This is a genomic window from Amycolatopsis sp. NPDC039088, assembly GCF_055598845.1.
On record NZ_JBVKAE010000019.1, the window covers coordinates 1 to 16726 of the forward strand.

The 16726-nt window shown below is 68.0% G+C and carries 10 protein-coding genes and 1 pseudogene; 10 read left to right on the forward strand and 1 reads right to left on the reverse strand.

The window, feature by feature from the left end:
- The first annotated feature begins 707 nt into the window (after positions 1-707).
- The 10 genes and pseudogenes from ACZ7KI_RS23750 (at position 708) to ACZ7KI_RS23795 (ending at position 14332) form a co-directional block, all read left to right on the forward strand.
- Complete coding sequence (locus ACZ7KI_RS23750) at positions 708-1496, forward strand: hypothetical protein (RefSeq protein ID WP_470275283.1); 789 nt, start codon at positions 708-710, stop codon at positions 1494-1496.
- 4 nt (positions 1497-1500) lie between these two features.
- A pseudogene (locus ACZ7KI_RS23755) lies at positions 1501-1707 on the forward strand (hypothetical protein); the annotation flags it as partial.
- Positions 1708-2013: 306 nt separating this feature from the next.
- Entirely contained in the window at positions 2014-2700 is a 687-nt protein-coding gene (locus tag ACZ7KI_RS23760) for a hypothetical protein (protein ID WP_470275284.1), read from the forward strand.
- 637 nt (positions 2701-3337) lie between these two features.
- A complete protein-coding gene (locus ACZ7KI_RS23765; protein ID WP_470275285.1) occupies positions 3338-7027 on the forward strand; it encodes a nitrate reductase subunit alpha in 3690 nt (1229 codons plus the stop codon).
- Positions 7027-8592, forward strand: a complete 1566-nt coding sequence (narH, locus tag ACZ7KI_RS23770; RefSeq protein ID WP_470275286.1) for a nitrate reductase subunit beta — start codon at positions 7027-7029, stop codon at positions 8590-8592. Before ACZ7KI_RS23765 ends, narH begins: the two co-directional genes overlap by 1 nt.
- Positions 8589-9200: a nitrate reductase molybdenum cofactor assembly chaperone gene (narJ, locus tag ACZ7KI_RS23775; RefSeq protein WP_470275287.1), complete on the forward strand. Its 612-nt coding sequence runs from the start codon at positions 8589-8591 to the stop codon at positions 9198-9200. Before narH ends, narJ begins: the two co-directional genes overlap by 4 nt.
- Entirely contained in the window at positions 9197-9922 is a 726-nt protein-coding gene (gene narI / locus ACZ7KI_RS23780; protein WP_470275288.1) for a respiratory nitrate reductase subunit gamma, read from the forward strand. Before narJ ends, narI begins: the two co-directional genes overlap by 4 nt.
- The gene (locus tag ACZ7KI_RS23785) at positions 9919-10470 is read left to right on the forward strand and encodes an HPP family protein (RefSeq protein WP_470275289.1); all 552 of its coding nucleotides are present in this window, start codon (positions 9919-9921) and stop codon (positions 10468-10470) included. Before narI ends, ACZ7KI_RS23785 begins: the two co-directional genes overlap by 4 nt.
- 127 nt (positions 10471-10597) lie before the next feature.
- Positions 10598-12904 carry a PQQ-dependent sugar dehydrogenase gene (locus ACZ7KI_RS23790; RefSeq protein ID WP_470275290.1) on the forward strand — a complete coding sequence of 769 codons (2307 nt, stop codon included), beginning with the start codon at positions 10598-10600 and terminating at the stop codon, positions 12902-12904.
- Positions 12905-13573: 669 nt separating this feature from the next.
- Positions 13574-14332: an AAA family ATPase gene (locus ACZ7KI_RS23795; RefSeq protein WP_470275291.1), complete on the forward strand. Its 759-nt coding sequence runs from the start codon at positions 13574-13576 to the stop codon at positions 14330-14332.
- A gap of 16 nt (positions 14333-14348) precedes the next feature.
- On the opposite strand, the gene ACZ7KI_RS23800 is transcribed toward ACZ7KI_RS23795, so the two are convergent.
- Positions 14349-16508, reverse strand: a complete 2160-nt coding sequence (locus ACZ7KI_RS23800; RefSeq protein ID WP_470275292.1) for a DUF6461 domain-containing protein — start codon at positions 16506-16508, stop codon at positions 14349-14351.
- Positions 16509-16726: the final 218 nt, after the last annotated feature.

Here is a 16726-nt window from a genome sequence, read left to right on the forward strand (position 1 = left end):
CACGCTCACGCACCTCACGCGGATGCCTCGAAGACCGGCCCATAACTCCATCCTCACTCACACGATGGAGCCTCCATCAAACCCGGGGCGGTTCACTTACCACCCACCACGCCACCCTTGCCTTACCCCTCAATAACCCTAATTAACACTCACAACCCCCTTCCAAACCGTACATACAGGCATCAATCGGACATGAAGTCGTCCACTGGTGCCCCCTGTGAACAGTCAAGGACGCCCCACCGTCTCAGTGGGGAGTCCTTGATTGCGACCAGTCCGCGAAGGCCTCCTTCGACCTTCAGGGTAGGGAAGGGGACCTTCACATCAGCGAGGCGATCACGCCATGTTTGCCTTACCCCTCAATAACCCTCCTTAACACTCACGACCCCGCACGGAAACGTATAGAGCGGCATTAATCGGACAGTCGATCGGCTGGCGGTGTCCCTTGTGGACACTGAAGCCCAACTGGGCATCCAGAATCAGGCCTGCCCCACCCCGGCTCGACCTTGCAGGAATAGTCGCCTGACCTGCAAGATCGCGACTTTGCCGGGACCCTACTCTCAAGGTAGGGAAGGAGGCCTTCACGGACATTCGAGGAAGCGACGCACGGAGCGCCGGGTCGCCGACTGTCGGCACCCCACCTAAACCAGGATGACCTTGTCCAACCTGGCAAGTAGTCTCGAGTGGACAATGAAACAGGGGGAATCATCGTGTCCAGCCACTTCGAGGCGATCGGGATCGGCGTCACCAGCCAGGACGAGTTCGGGGAAAGGGTGATCTCCCTGATCGGCGCGGGCACCGCCCGGCGGATCGCCAAGAAGATCAGCGAACATGTGTGGACCGATCCCTCTGGCGCCCGGCTGGTCGCGCAGGTCCGCGACGGCGAGATCGAGTTTCTTTTGCCGTGCTTGGCCGGGACGGCGCCCGCGGTTCCGGTGCGCGATGTTCGCCTCGTCGATGCCGAAACAGCGATGCTCGACCTCCTCGACGGCGTCGATGGGGAGATGGTCTGTCCCATCGCGGTGGAGCTGGAAGACCGAGCGGTCCTCGCCCACTCCGGCGGGCGGCTCGAGACCGGGTCCCTGGTGCTGGCGGCGCTGGCCGAGGACGTCGCCGTGCACGCCAACGCCGAGACCTACCTCGCCTCGCAGGACGGCGACGGGCCGAAGTTCGCCGCCGACTACTTCATCCCTTCCGGGACTTTCACGCTCGCGGAATCCTCGTCCGAGGGGACGCCCTCCGCCCACGCGCTGTTCGCCGGCGAGGTCGTCGAGGTCGAGACGCCTGTGAACACCGTTACCGGCACGGCATTCCATCGGGTCCGGGTCCGCACCATCGCCGCGATCGAACTCGACGTCGCGATCGCGACCACCGGCCTTGAGCGACCACCCTCGCGCGGCAACATCGTGACCGGAACCTTCTTCCTGACCGGAAGATTGGGGCTACAGCCAACCGGCTCCGCGGAGAACCCACCGAAACGGCGCTGGTTCCGTCGCTAGGGACGCCGTCAATCTCAAGTCGGCGATCGAGAGCGGGGATTGGGCGTCGGTCGCGATGGGTGCGGTCGGGACCGCGCTGGACGCGCTGACCGCCGCTTTGGATCCCTTCGGCGCCATCTTCGCGGCCGGCGTCGGCTGGTTGATCGAGCACGTCGGGCCGCTCGAGGACGCCCTCGACGCGCTCGCGGGCAACGCCGACGAGGTCGCGGCGCCGGCAGTGTGCTCGACGTGTCGACCGAAGCAGGGCGTGCCAAGGCGACCAAGCTGGCCGGTGGCAACGGGGGCAAGACGCCGAAGAATTGGGCGACCAGTTCGAAGAGGTTCTCCTGGACGGCGCGGTGCCGCCGTCGGCGATCATCCGGCTGTATCCGACCTGAAGCCGCTGCCCCGGAGAAGCGGTCTGGAACTGTCCGCTTCTCCGGGGTCGGACACCTTCGGGGGAACCGTGCCGCCTCCGGCACCGTCGGAGTGACACTGAATGCTACGGTGTCACATCACTCTGACGGAGGCGCGTCACATGTCACCTCGATCCTTGCCCGTGCTCGCCGCGGGGCTCGCTCTGCTGCTCACCGCGTGTTCCGGCGACGGCGGCGGGACCGACACGGCGGCGACCACCGGCGATTCGCCGTCCGGCGACTCGGCCACGGCCGAGTCCGGCCCGAAGTACTCGCAGTTCGCCGACTTCCCCGGCCAGGCCCTCGTCACCACGGAACCGGGGTTGGACCAGGCGATTCAGGTGAAGGCCATCGACGTCGCCTGGACGCCCGAACTGGCAGGCGTGTCGGCGAAGGCCGGAAAGCACTACGTCGCGGCGTATTTGGCCGTGACCGGAGCGCTCGCCGATCGTGGCGTGCAGCGAGCCAGGATCAAATATCTGCAGCTTCGTCGCAACAACACCGCCGGGGAAACGTGCGACCCGTACGAGCCGAAGGAAGTCCCCCAGTACTGCTTCACCGAGGCGTGGCCGGCCAGCGACCTCAGGACCGAAATCGCGGACAAGACCTGGCGCGAAGCCACCTGGTCGGCGGACTCCCTGATGGGCAAAAACCTCGATCGGGGCGAGACCGCGATCGGCGTGGTCGGATTCAGCGTGGCGGACGGCACGAACACCGATGGCCTCCAGCTCTGCGGGCCGACCAACGAGATCGAGGTCGATGTCACTCGTTTCCCGTGTATCCCGATCCCGAAGCCGGAAGGCGTGTAAAGCCGGTTCGCGGGTTTAAGCGGTGGTTCGGGTTGGCGGTTTCGCGTACCCGGATGGACGTCACGCGTACCTGGACGGACGACACGCGGTACACACCCCGGGCACATCGATCGGAAGCAACGTCCCTTCCGGACAGCCGAGCCGCCAGCCCCGCCACCCGCGGGACAGAGACTTGACCACACCACGCTTGCCTCACCCCTCAAATAACCCGAATCACCACTCACGACCCTCCCTCGAAATTGCACATATAGGTATAAATCGGATACTCAATCGCCCGGCGATGCCTCTTGTGGACACTAGAGCCTCACTGGCGTCCAGAATCAAGTCTGCCCCGCCTCCGGCGGCGCTCCCCACGTCGGATTCGCGCGTGACAGGACATCCCGATTCCGGAAATCGCACCTCGGCCATTTTCGATCGCCCGGCAAAAAGGAATAATCGAGTTTCTCGCGTCAATTACCACCACATTACCAATACATTTACTTATTGGTCTTTTCGAGTGATCCATGACCCATGATCACCTTCGCGAAAGGACAGCGCGCGTCCGGTGCCGCTAGCATTGCGGCGTTCCCGGACAGACTGAGCATGTCTTGTTCGTGCTGTCCGCCTCATTCACGACTTTAGTCGGGAGGTCGCGAGCGTGCGCTCGCCACGAAAGACCAACGGAAACAGCGTGAATAGCCACACCGAAGGTGCGGCGACCTCCGCCCTGCTCCGCCTCGGCCGCTATTTGACCCGCACCGAAGGATCGGCGGGCCTGCACTCGGTACACCTCACCGGAGGCCGGGAAGGCGACGCGTTCTACCGGGATCGATGGAGCCACGACAAGGTGGTCCCGTCAACGCACGGCGTGAACTGCACCGGCTCCTGTCGCTGGAACGTCTATGTTTCCGACGGGATCATCACCTGGGAGAGCCAGGACCCGGACTATCCCTCCGTCGGACCGGACAAGCCCGAGTACGAACCGCGCGGCTGCCCGCGAGGCGCCTCTTTTTCGTGGTATTCCTATTCCCCGACCCGGGTACGTTTTCCGTATGCGCGAGGCGTACTGGTCGAAATGTACCGCGAGGCATTGAGGCAGCACGGAGACCCGGTCGTCGCATGGGCCTCGGTGATGGACGACCCGATGAAGAGGCTGTCCTATCACCGTGCCCGAGGAAAAGGCGGATTGGTCCGGGTGAGCTGGGACGAGGCCGCGGAAATCGCGGCAGCCGCCCATGTGCACGCCATTTCCCGCTACGGCCCGGACAGGGTCGCCGGATTTTCCCCGATTCCGGCGATGTCGATGGTCTCGCACGCGATCGGGGCGCGGTTCATGGCGCTGATCGGCGCCCCGATGCTCTCGTTCTACGACTGGTACGCCGATCTGCCGGTGGCCTCGCCGCAGGTGTTCGGCGACCAGACCGACGTCCCGGAATCCGCGGACTGGTGGGACGCCGCGTATCTGATGATGTGGGGTTCGAATGTCCCCGTCACCCGGACACCGGACGCGCATTGGATGGCCGAAGCGCGTTATCGCGGGCAGAAGGTCGTTGTGGTCTCCCCCGACTACGCCGACAACACCAAGTTCGCCGACGAATGGCTGGCCCCGCACCCCGGCACCGACGCCGCGCTGGCGATGGCCATGGGGCACGTCATCCTCACCGAGTTCTTCGCCGAGCGGCAGGTCCCGTTCTTCACCGATTACGTCCGCCGCTTCACCGACCTCCCCTTCCTGGTCACGCTGACCGCACGAGACGGCGCCTACGTACCTTCGAAGTTCCTCACCGCGGCCGACCTCGGCGATACCGAAGCGGCCGAGCCCGCTTGGAAGACCGTGCTGGTCGACGACCGCACCGGGGAACCGGTCGTGCCGAACGGTTCGGTCGGTTTCCGCTGGAACGAGCACGACCAGGGCCGCTGGAACCTCGACCTCGGCGACGTCGTGCCGCGGTTGAGCCTGCTCGACGATCCCGGCCACCGGGGTGTCGAGGTGCTGCTGCCGCGGTTCGACGTCGACGGCGTGCTGCGCCGGGGTGTGCCCGCCGTGGAAGTGGGCGGGCAACTGGTCACCACGGTGTTCGACCTGCTGATGGCGCAGTACGGCGTGCGGCGCGCCGACCTCCCCGGCCGCTGGCCGTCCGGCTACGACGACCCGGCGGAACCGTGCACCCCGGCATGGCAGCAGGAGATCACCTCGGTCCCGGCCGAGCGGGTCGCCCGGATCGCCAGGGAGTTCGCCGAGACCGCCGAAGCCTCCCGCGGTCGCTGCATGATCCTGATGGGCGCGGGCACCAACCACTGGTTCCACTCCGACACCATCTACCGCTCCTTCCTGGCGCTGCTGACGATGACCGGCTGTCAGGGCCGCAACGGCGGCGGATGGGCGCACTACGTCGGTCAGGAGAAGGTGCGTCCCTTGACCGGGCACGCGACCCTGGCCGGCGCGATGGACTGGGTGCGACCGGCCCGGCAGATGATCGGCACCGCCTACTGGTACCTGCACACCGGCCAATGGCGCTACGACGCGCTGCGCAACGACGAACTGACCTCACCGCTGGCTCCCGGCGCACTCGCCGGGACCAGCGCCGCCGACACCCTCGCGCAGTCGGCGCGGCTGGGCTGGATGCCCTCCTTCCCCACTTTCGACCGCAATCCCCTGGATCTGGTCGACGAGGCCGAAGAAGCGGGCATCGACCCCGCCCGCCACGTCACCGCGAAGCTGCGCGAGGGCACGCTCGGCTTCGCCGCCGAAGATCCGGACGAGCCCCGGAACTGGCCGCGGGTGCTGACGGTGTGGCGGTCGAATCTGCTCGGTTCCTCGGCCAAGGGACACGAGTACTTCCTGCGTCATCTGCTGGGCACCGACGCGAACCTCCGCGGCGAGGAGGCACCGCCCGAAGCCCGGCCGCGATCGGTGAAATGGCATGACAGCGCCCCTGTCGGCAAGTTGGATCTTATGCTGGCAATCGATTACCGGATGACCAGCACAACGTTGTTCGCCGATCTCGTGCTGCCCGCCGCGACCTGGTACGAAAAGCACGACCTGTCGTCGACGGACATGCATCCGTTCGTCCACTCCTTCAACGCCGCTGTCGATCCACCGTGGCAGACCCGCACCGACTTCGAGGCGTTCCACACGATCGCGAAGCGGTTCAGCGAGCTCTCCGAACGCCATCTGGGGGTGCGCAAGGATCTCGTCGCCACCCCGATGACACACGACACACCGGGAGAAACCGCGCAGCCCGGCGGTGTCGTGCGTGATTGGCGCGACGGAGACGTCGAACCCATCCCGGGTGTCACGATGCCGCGGCTCACCGTCGTCGAACGCGATTATCCCGCCGTGGCGGCGAAACTGGCCACCCTCGGGCCGCTGCTGGAGAAGCTGGGCGCCACCAGCAAGGGGATCACCTACGACGTCGGCGAGGAACTGGACTGGCTGCGCGCGAAGAACGGCGTCGCGACGACAGGAGCCGCTCTCGGCCACGCGCTGATCGACACCGACATCAAGGCCGCGGACGCAGTGCTCGCCCTGTCCGGCACCACCAACGGACGGCTGGCCACCCAAGGCTTCCGCGATCTCGAGAAACGCGTCGGCACCGAACTGGCGCATCTTTCGGCCGAGCACGAGGGCAAGCGGATCTCCTTCGCCGACACCAGGTCCCGGCCCGCTCCGGTCATCACCAGTCCGGAGTGGTCCGGCAGCGAAAGCGGCGGCAGGCGGTATTCCGCGTTCGTGATCAACGTCGAGCACGGGAAACCCTGGCATACGCTCACCGGGCGTCAGCACTTCTTCCTCGACCACGACTGGATGCACGAACTCGGCGAGGCGCTGCCGGTCTACCGGCCGCCACTGGGTGCGCACCACCTCTCCGGCGAACCGGGGAACGGCGCGGAGGTCACCGTCCGCTACCTGACCCCGCACAGCAAATGGTCGATCCACTCGACCTACCAGGACAACCTGCACATGCTCACCCTGTCCCGCGGCGGACAGGGAATCTGGATGAGCCCGTCCGACGCCGAAGCGATCGGCGCCAAGGACAACGACTGGATCGAGGCGGTCAACCGCAACGGGGTCGTGGTGGCCAGGGCGATCGTCTCCCACCGCATGCCCGCGGGCACCGTTTTCCTCTACCACGCGCAGGATCGGGCGGTGAACGTGCCGCGCAGCGAGGCCACCGGGAAACGCGGCGGCACGCACAACTCGCTGACGCGGCTGCTCATCAAACCCACCCATCTCATCGGCGGCTACGCCCAGCTGTCCTTCGGGTTCAACTACCTGGGCCCCACCGGCAACCAGCGCGACGAGGTCACCGTGATCCGCCGCCGTTCCCAGGAGGTGCGTTACTGATGCGGGTACTGGCGCAACTGGCCATGGTGATGAACCTGGACAAATGCATCGGCTGCCACACCTGCTCGGTGACCTGCAAGCAGGCCTGGACCAACCGGGCAGGCACCGAGTACGCCTGGTTCAACAACGTGGAAACCCGTCCAGGACAGGGATATCCACGCCGTTACGAGGACCAGGAACGCTGGAAGGGCGGCTGGGAACGGACTTCGAAGGGCCGCCTACGGCTGCGCGCGGGCGGGCGGCTGAGCAAGCTCGGGAAGCTCTTCGCGAATCCCGACCTGCCGGAGATCTCCGACTACTACGAGCCGTGGACCTACGACTACGCCACCCTGATCGAGGCGCCGCTCGGCGACGACGTGCCCACCGCGGCGCCCCGCTCGGCGATCACCGGTGAACCCACGCAACCCGCTTGGGGCCCGAACTGGGACGACGACCTCGGCGGCTCGACCGAACACGGCGTCAAGGACCCGATCGCCGAAAAGCTGCGCGAGGAACTCGGGATCCGGATCAAATTCGAGTTCGAGCAGAGCTTCATGTTCTACCTGCCGCGGATCTGCGAGCACTGCCTCAATCCGTCCTGTGTGGCCAGTTGCCCCTCCGGCGCGATGTACAAACGCGAGGAGGACGGGATCGTGCTGGTCGACCAGGACCAGTGCCGAGGCTGGCGGATGTGCGTCACCGGCTGCCCCTACAAGAAGGTCTACTTCAACCACAAGACCGGCAAAGCCGAGAAGTGCACCTTCTGCTACCCGAGAGTGGAAGCCGGCCAGCCCACCGTCTGCTCCGAAACCTGCGTCGGACGGCTGCGCTACATCGGCGTGCTGCTCTACGACGCCGACAAGGTCACCGAAGCCGCGTCCGTCGCCGACGAACACGACCTCTACCCCGCCCAGCTCGATCTGCTGCTCGACCCGCGCGACCCCGCGGTGATCCGGGCGGCCGAAGCGGCCGGTATCCCGCACGACTGGCTCACCGCGGCCCGGCGATCGCCGGTGTACCAGCTGATCCACGACTACCGGCTGGCGCTGCCCCTGCATCCGGAGTACCGCACGATGCCGATGGTCTGGTACATCCCGCCGCTGTCGCCGGTGGTCGACGCGGTGAGCGGCAGCGGCCACGACGGCGAGCACCGCGACAACCTGTTCGGTGCCATCGACGCGCTCCGCATCCCGGTCGAGTACCTGGCGGAACTGTTCACCGCCGGGGACACCGGTCCCGTCCGGCGGTCACTGCGACGGCTGGCCGCCATGCGGTCCTACATGCGGGCGGTGAACCTCGGGCAGGAGACCGACCAGGACATCCCCGCCTCGGTCGGCCTGACCGGGGAGCAGATCTTCGCGATGCACCGGCTGCTCGCGCTGGCCAAATACGACGAGCGTTACGTCATCCCCACCGCGGGTGTCGGGCAGGCCCACGACCTGGAGGCCATCGCCACCCGCTGCAGCCTCGACGTCGACGGCGGCCCGGGGATGGGCGGCGGTGAGTCCACAGTGGACCTCGTGAGCTGGGCGGACGGCGGCAGGCCGGACGCGCTGTTCCCCACCCTGCGAGGGCAGGAGCGGTGAGGCTCACCCGGTCCCGCGCCGTCGGCACACGGCATCACGCGGCGTTGCGTCAGATCGCGGGCTGGTGCCTGCAGTATCCGGACGACGCCGTCCTCGGCAAACTGCCGCTGTTGCGCGCCTGCCTCGACGAGACCGGCGGTCCCGGCCACGACGAACTCGCGCGCGCCGTGACCTACCTGAGCCAAGGTGATCCTCGCGCGCTGGCTTCGCACTACATCGAGGTCTTCGACCGCAAGCCGAGGCGGACGCTGCATCTGAGCTGGTTCCTCGACGGCGACACCCGCCGCCGAGGGGAAACGCTCGCCGCCCTGCGGCGGTTCTACCGTGTCCACGGATTCGCCCCGGCCGAGAACGAGCTGCCGGACTTCCTGCCGGTGATCCTGGAGTTCGCCGCGGCGGCAGAGCCCGCCGCGGCGACTGAGGTACTCGACCGGTTCCATCCGGCGCTGGACCTATTGCACCGCAACATGTCCACTATGGACACTCCTTATCACGACGTCGTCGGGGCGGTGCTGGCCACCCTTCCGGCCGCCCCCGCGCCACGACCCACCGCTCCCCCGGCCGAACTGGTCGGCCTCGACCCGTTCCCGACCGGAGGTGGCCGATGAGTTCCGGACTCGACCTGCTGCTGTGGGGCGCCGCTCCCTACGCGTCGATCGCGCTGCTCGTCTTCGGCACGATCTGGCGCTACCGGTACGACAAGTTCGGCTGGACGAGCCGGTCGAGCCAACTCCACGAGTCCAGGATGTTGCGGGTGGCGAGCCCGGTCTTCCACGTCGGGCTGCTCATGGTGATCGGCGGGCACGTCCTCGGTCTGTTCGTCCCCAAGGGGGTCACCGAATTCGCCGGGCTCGACGAACACGCTTACCACCTGATCTCGCTCGGGATGGGCAGTCTCGCCGGTCTGGTCGCGGTCGGCGGCCTCGGTCTCCTATTGTGGCGGCGTCTGCGGGTCCCGGCGGTCCGCCGCGCGACGTCGGTCAGCGACCGGTACATGTACGTGGTGCTCGTGCTGGTGATGCTCGCCGGGCTGGCCACCACGCTGGTCGACAACGGTGTCCGAGGCGGGTACGACTACCGCGAGACCGTCGGGCCCTGGTTCCGCGGCATCCTCCTGCTCGATCCTCAGCCGGACCTGATGGCGTCGGCGCCGTTGGACTACCGGCTGCACACCGCGCTGGGGATGCTGCTGTTCGCGCTGTGGCCGTTTTCCCGGCTGGTGCATGCTTTCAGCGCTCCGGTGCAGTACCTGGTGCGTCCGTACGTGGTCTACCGGCGGCGCGCCCCCGGCGCCGTCGGGACCCGGAACCCACGCCGTGGCTGGGAATGAACCGGATCCGCCGCACCGCGTACGTGGCACTGAGCGCGTTCGGGTGCATCGTGTTCATCGGCCTCTGCGCGATCCTCACCGGCGCGCCGCTGCTGTTCCCCTCACTCGGGCCCACCGCGTTCCTGGTGTTCGCCAGTCCGGACGCCCCCAGCGCGAGCCCGCGCAACACGGTGCTCGGTCACCTGGTCGGTGTCCTCGCGGGCCTCACCGGCCTCGCCGCCACCGGGCTGCTCGCCGCCGCCCCGGATCTGACGCATCCATCGTGGGCCAGGATCGGGGCGGCGGCGCTGGCGCTGGGCATCACCTGCGCCGCGATGGCGGCCCTCGGCACACCCCACCCGCCTGCCGGTGCCACCACCCTGATCGTCGCGCTGGGCCTGCTGCACACCCCGTCACAGGTCCTCGCGGTACTGATCGGGGTGCTTCTCATCGCGCTGCTCGCCGTGCTGGTCAACAAGCTGTTCGGGGTGCCTTATCCCTGGTGGCGCGCACCGGCGCCGCGGACGGAGGCTCGTACGCGCCGTCTCGCGTCGTCCGCGAAGGACTGACGAACACCAGGCGTCTTTAGCGAGTTGTGCGCATTTCTGTCATATGCGTAACAACTTTCGCTCCTCTCGCGCCATACCGGGCAGCTGTCGGCTTCTTTCCGGTCCCTGCGCAGGAGGAGTTCGCGTGATGAGTTCTCGTCGTCCCTTGTTCCCACGAAGATCAAGACGCACGCTCGCGGTCGGCGTGGTCGGTCCGCTGGTCGGCGCGCTCGCGGTCGCGCTCGTCGCCGCGGCACCCGCCGAAGCCGCGGTGCCCGCCGGTTTCACCGACACGGTGGCGATCGGCGGGCTCAGCTCACCGACCGCCACGGCGTTCGCGCCGGACGGCCGGGTGTTCGTCGCGGAGAAGAGCGGCCTGGTGAAGGTCTTCGACTCGCTCACCGACACAACGGCGACGATCTTCGCCGACCTCCGTCCCCAGACCCAGGACTTCTGGGACCGCGGCCTCCTCGGGCTGGCCGTCGACCCCGCCTTCCCCGCCAGGCCCTATGTCTACGTCTCCTACACCCTCGACGCGGAACCCGGCGGCACCCCGCCGCGGTGGGGTGACACCTGTCCGACCCCGCCGGGCGCCACCACCAAGGGCTGTGTCGTCACAGGCCGCGTCTCGCAGCTGACCATGGGTTCGGCCGGCACAGCCGTCAGCGAGAAGCCCCTGGTCACGGGCTGGTGCCAGCAGTTCCCCAGCCACTCGGTCGGCGCTCTCGCCTTCGGACCGGACGGTGCCCTGTACGCGGGCGGCGGCGACGGGGCCAGCTTCGGCTTCACCGACTACGGCCAGGTCGAGAACCCTTGCGCCGACCCACCGTCGCCCGCCGGGACGAACCTCGCGCCGCCGACGGCGGAAGGTGGCGCGCTGCGTTCGCAATCGCCGCGACGGCCCGCCGGGCAGCCGGTCCTGCTCAACGGCGCGCTGCTGCGCCTCGACCCCGACACGGGCGATGGCCTGCCCGGCAACCCTTTCGCGAGCAGCGCGGACGCCAACGCCCGGCGCGTGATCGCCTACGGCGCGCGGAACCAGTTCCGGTTCGGCTTCCGGCCGGGTACCCGTGAGCTGTGGGCGGGCGACGTCGGCTGGGACGCCTGGGAGGAGATCAACCGCGTCGCCGACGTCGGCGACGCGGTGGCGGAGAACTTCGGCTGGCCTTGTTTCGAGGGCAACGCCAGGCAGGCCGGTTACGACGGCGCGAACCTCGACCGATGCGAATCCCTGTACACCTCCGGCGGGCAGTCGGCGCCGTACTACGCGTACAACCACTCGGCCAAGGTGGTGGCGAACGATCCTTGCCCCACCGGCGGTTCTTCGATCAGCGGCATCGCCTTCGAGTCCGGGAGCAACTACCCCGCCGAGTATTCCGGCGCACTGTTCTTCGCCGACTCCTCCAGAGGGTGCATCTGGGCCATGCAGACCGTCGGCGGCCAGCCGAGCGCGAGCCGTCTGGTGCCGTTCGTGACCGGCGTCAGCACACCGGTGCAGGTGCTCACCGGCCCCGGCGGTGACCTGTTCTACGTCGCGCTGGGCAGCGGTGAACTCCGTCGCGTGAGCCACCCCGGTGGCACCAACCGGCCTCCGGTGGCGGCGGCCACGGCGAATCCGACGAGCGGCCCGGCGCCACTGACGGTCCAGTTCGACGGCACCGGCTCCACCGACCCGGACGCCGGGGACACCCTGTCCTACGCCTGGGACCTCGACGCCGACGGCGCGTACGACGACTCGTCGGCCTCCAGCCCCATCTGGACCTACACCGCTGCCGCCGCCGTCGACACCGGACTGCGGGTCACGGACTCCCACGGCGCGAGCGCGACCACCACGGTGCGGGTGACCGTCGGGAATCCGGAGGGGCTCGATCCGGTGCCGGTCATCGACAGCCCGGCGGGCACGCTGACCTGGTCGGTCGGCCAGACCGTGCCCTTCTCCGGCCGCGCTGTCGACGCCCAGGACGGTCAGCTCCCAGCATCGGCGCTGTCCTGGCGGCTCGCGATCCGGCACTGCTCGGCGAACGGCACCTGCCACACGCACAACGTCCAGGATTTCCCCGGCGTCGCGTCCGGCTCGTTCGTCGCACCGGATCACGACTACCCGTCGTACCTGCAGCTGACCCTCACCGCGACCGACTCGAGTGGCCGCACCGGCAGCAAGACCGTCGACCTCCAGCCGAAGACGGTGGCGCTGAACTTCACCTCCAGCCCCAGTCAGGCGATGCTCACCGTCGGCGGCACACGGCAGCGCACGCCGTTCACCCGGACGGTGATCGCCGGCTCCACCAACTCGATCAGCGCGGACAGCCCGCAGAACCTGCCACCGCTCAACCTGAAGTACGCCTTCACCGCCTGGGCGCACGGCGGCCCGAGGACACAGAACATCATCGCGCCGGGCACGTCCACGACCTACCGGGCCGACTACCGGCTCTGCTGGCTCTTGCAACCCTGCTGAGCTTGGCCAGCGTGGAAAGTCCGTGAAGGCCTCCTTCCCTACCTTGAGCGTAGGGTCTCGGCAGAGTCGCGATCTTGCAGGTCAGGCGACTATTCCTGCACTGTCACGGGCCGCGCACCAGCGGCGGAGCTTGATCAACGGAAGATCAGGGACACTCAAGGTCCCCGATCTTCCGTTGATCAAGGGCGAGCCGAGGTGGGGCAGGCCTGATTCTGGACACCAGTCGGGCTTCAGTGTCCACAAGGGACACCGCCAGCCGATCGACTGTCCGATTGATGCCGCTAAATACGTTTCCGCGCGGGGTCGTGAGTGTTAATGAGAGTGAGAACGACCCACATCACTCACGACCCCTTCGTCACACCCCGCAAATCGCCCACATCGGGCACGTTTGTCCCGAGAAGTGTCCCTTATGGACAGTCGGGAGCCAGGTGAGGCCCCTTTTACGTGAACCCGCTCCCGCCGGCTCCGCCACGACACGTTCGCCTTGACCCGCTCGAGTAATGGAGCCGACCAGCAGTTATGCGACTTCGCCGGGACCCTGACCTTGAGCGTAGGGAAGGAGGCCTTCACGGCCCTTTCCTGGCGGTCTCCGGTACCCGCCGACGACCTGCTCCATCCCGGGACCGTCACCGTAAAGGCAACGTTCGAACCTGGTGACGGGAGGCAGGCGTGAGCAGCGTCGGCGGGTTCGTCCAGTCGATCCGGCTGGCGCCGGACTCCGACACCGGCCGTAATCCCTTCACCCTCCCCGTCGTGCGGCAGCTGGCCCGCACCGGCGGGCTGGCCCTCGATCCCGGGGTGACGTTCCTGGCCGGCGACAACGGCACCGGTAAATCCACGCTCGTCGAGGCGATCGCGGTGGCGGCGGGCTTCAACGCGGAAGGAGGCTCCCAGTCGTTCCGGTTCGCCACCCGCGCCACCGAGTCCAGCCTCGGTGGCCAGCTGGTGCTGCGCTGGGGCGTCCGCAAGCCGCGTACCGGGTTCTTCCTGCGCGCCGAGTCCTACTACAACGTCGCTTCCGAGATCGAACGCCTCGACCAGGATCCTGGATCGTCGCCGCTGCTGCCCGCTTACGGCGGCGTCTCGCCGCACGAACGCTCCCACGGACAGTCCTTTTTGGACCTCGTCACCCACCGATTCGGACCGGGCGGACTGTATCTGCTGGACGAACCGGAAGCGGCGCTCTCCCCACGCGGCTGTATGGCGTTGATAGCCAGGTTCGTCGAGCTGACCGCCCAGGGCAGTCAGTTCGTGGTGGCCACCCATTCACCGATCCTGCTCGCGGTGCCGGGCGCGCGGATCCTCCAGATCGACGGCGACGGCGACATCGAGCGAGTCGGCTACGACGAGGCCGAGGCGGTCACCCTGACCCGCGGCTTCCTTGCGCACCCGGACCGGTATCTGCGCCACCTCCTCATCGACGACTGATTCGCCGGCGGCCGCTCTACGATTCCCGTGCCACTCGCCGCGCGTACTCCAGCAGGCCCTCCCCTCTCGGTCCGGCCGCGGATCGCGCCGCCGACAGTGCGCCGATCGCGGCGCCCAGCGGGTCCGGATTGGTCGCCTGGTGGAGCGCCTGCCACACCCAGGCGTGTTCCAGGTACGCCCGCAGCTGCGATCGCCTGGCCAGGAGCTCCGCCTCCGGACTCAACCGGCGCTCCCTGAGTACCGCGGCGATGACGGGGTCTTCGACGACACCGGCGTGCTCGACCACCGCCGACGCCGCCCGCCAGGCCAAGTCCAGCAACGTTTCCTCGGGCACGAAGGCGAGCCGATCGGTTTCCGCGCCCAACGGGCCACTGCCGGGGAACGCGCGCGAGCCGTCGTCGTTACGCGCCTCGGGATACAGCTCGGGAAGGTGCGGTAGGATGCGGTAGGCGACATCCTCCTCGACCATCCGCTCGAGGTCCTCCTGCCGCAGCCGGTATCCGGTGAACCGCTCGACGGCGAGAAGGCCTTTTTCCAGCCTGTCGCGATAACTGCCGAAATCGAGACCGGCCAACGCTTGGTCCACCTCGGGGTCGTCGACCTCCTCCACGTATCCGAGTTCTGACGAAGCCAGGACTTTTCCGTTGTCCGCGAAGGACAACCGGGTCACCGCGTTGATGTTCCAGAACAGGCTCGCCGTGCGGCTTTCCCGTGACAACAGCTCCAGTACCGGCCGGTGCGATCCCTGAAAACCGTTGAACTCGACGGCCAGCACCCCGCCGTCGACCGGAAGAACGGCCACCCAGGGATCGAGGTCGAATTCCTCCGCCAGCCCCCGCCCGGACTCCGGTTCGGCCGGATCCGCACCGAAAGCGCGAAGCACCTCGGCGGGTGAAGCGTTCCTGACCACCGTGACCGTCGCCGCTTCGCCGAGCACGCTCTCACTGATCCACCGGTAGGCGGCCTCCGGTGGCGCCTCGATGTCGGGAACGGGTTCGCCGCGGACGACGTACCCGAGCCTGTCACCGCGTTTGTGCACGATGTCCGGGCCCGGCGGTGCCTGCCAGAGCATGAGTTGGTAGCGCTCGCGCTCCTCGCCGTCTCGGCCGATCGCGTGCACCCGCACCCGGAAATCACCCGGCCACGGCGGTGTTCTCAGGTGCCGCGAGTCGGTTTCGTTCAACGTGGCGTCACCCCGCTCGGCCCGCCACGAGATCTCGACGACCTCGTCCCACCAGTCGAGTTCCACCTCCTCCGGCGGTCCTTCGAGGATCCGCGTCGACACGGGAACCTGGCCCTCCTCCAGCCCGGTCCGGACGGCGACCCCGCCAGGAACCGCGACGGCCAGGCCGTTCCCGCTGAAGTCGGCCTCGCCGAGAAGGGGACGCTCGGCCAGGGTGAACCGGTGCCCGCGTACCTCGGCCGAACCCGACGCCGCGACCGGCAGCACGTATTCGGCACGGCGTTTCTCCAGCAGCGCGGCCGCATACGCGGGCGGCATCGGACTTTCGCTCAACAAAGCCGAAACCGCCCCCAGTGCGACACCGACGACGGCCGCGGACGTCCCGGCGAGGAGCGGAGCGCCTGCCCTCCTCAGCACCGGCGCGGCGACCGCGACGGCCAGTGCGAGATGAGCCGCTCCGTGCGCCGCCGCCAGTTCCTTCTCGCCGATGAGCTCCGGCGGGGCCGCCAGCAGCGGGACCACGGCCTCATGCCCGGCCAGTTCCTCGACCAGTGCCACGATCAGCCCGGAGATCCCCGGCCGCAGCTGATCGAGCAGGCGCACCGCGGTGACGGTCTCGGCGCTCGGCCAGCTGATCATCCCGAAGCCGAAGGACCGCGGTGTCGCTTCCGGCCCCGGTACCGCCGCTTCGACCTCGGCCGGGACGGCGATGGTCAGCGCGTCCAAGCTCAGTTCGAGCGCGCCGAGCAACCGCTCGGAGACCGGATCTCCGAGCGAACGCAGCCGGCTCGACGCCGCCGATTCACCGGGTCCCGCTACCGGCCGTCCGACCACCAGGCCGAAAGCGTCCGGCTTCGCGTCCGGGGCGCCCAGCCTGCCGAGCGCCGCCGCGGGACCGTGCGGGATCCGCCCGCGCAGCAGCGGGATCAGGTCCGCGACGACCGGCGCGAGCGCGTCCGCCAGTCCCGTCGGTACTTCCGTGTACTCCTCCACCTCAACCCCCAAGGTTCGACAACGCGGCCACCGTAGCGGGTGCCACCGACAGATTCGTCTCCGGTCCAAAGTGGACAGACGTCCGAGGTGTCGCCAGGGCTCGGCGTGTCCCCCGTGCGAGCTACCCGAAGGTGTCCACCGCATGGTGACGCCACCGGCTCTCCGAATACGTAGCGTTCTCCGCGTAAGTCGTTTCCCCGCAACGCTTTTCGCACCAG

Bases quoted from the DNA above. Each gene is read 5' to 3' on its own strand.
- ACZ7KI_RS23760 (WP_470275284.1), top strand. From the start codon at position 2,014: ATGTCACCTCGATCCTTGCCCGTGCTCGCCGCGGGGCTCGCTCTGCTG.
- narH (WP_470275286.1), top strand. From the start codon at position 7,027: ATGCGGGTACTGGCGCAACTGGCCATGGTGATGAACCTGGACAAATGC.
- narI (WP_470275288.1), top strand. From the start codon at position 9,197: ATGAGTTCCGGACTCGACCTGCTGCTGTGGGGCGCCGCTCCCTACGCG.
- ACZ7KI_RS23785 (WP_470275289.1), top strand. From the start codon at position 9,919: ATGAACCGGATCCGCCGCACCGCGTACGTGGCACTGAGCGCGTTCGGG.
- ACZ7KI_RS23790 (WP_470275290.1), top strand. From the start codon at position 10,598: ATGAGTTCTCGTCGTCCCTTGTTCCCACGAAGATCAAGACGCACGCTC.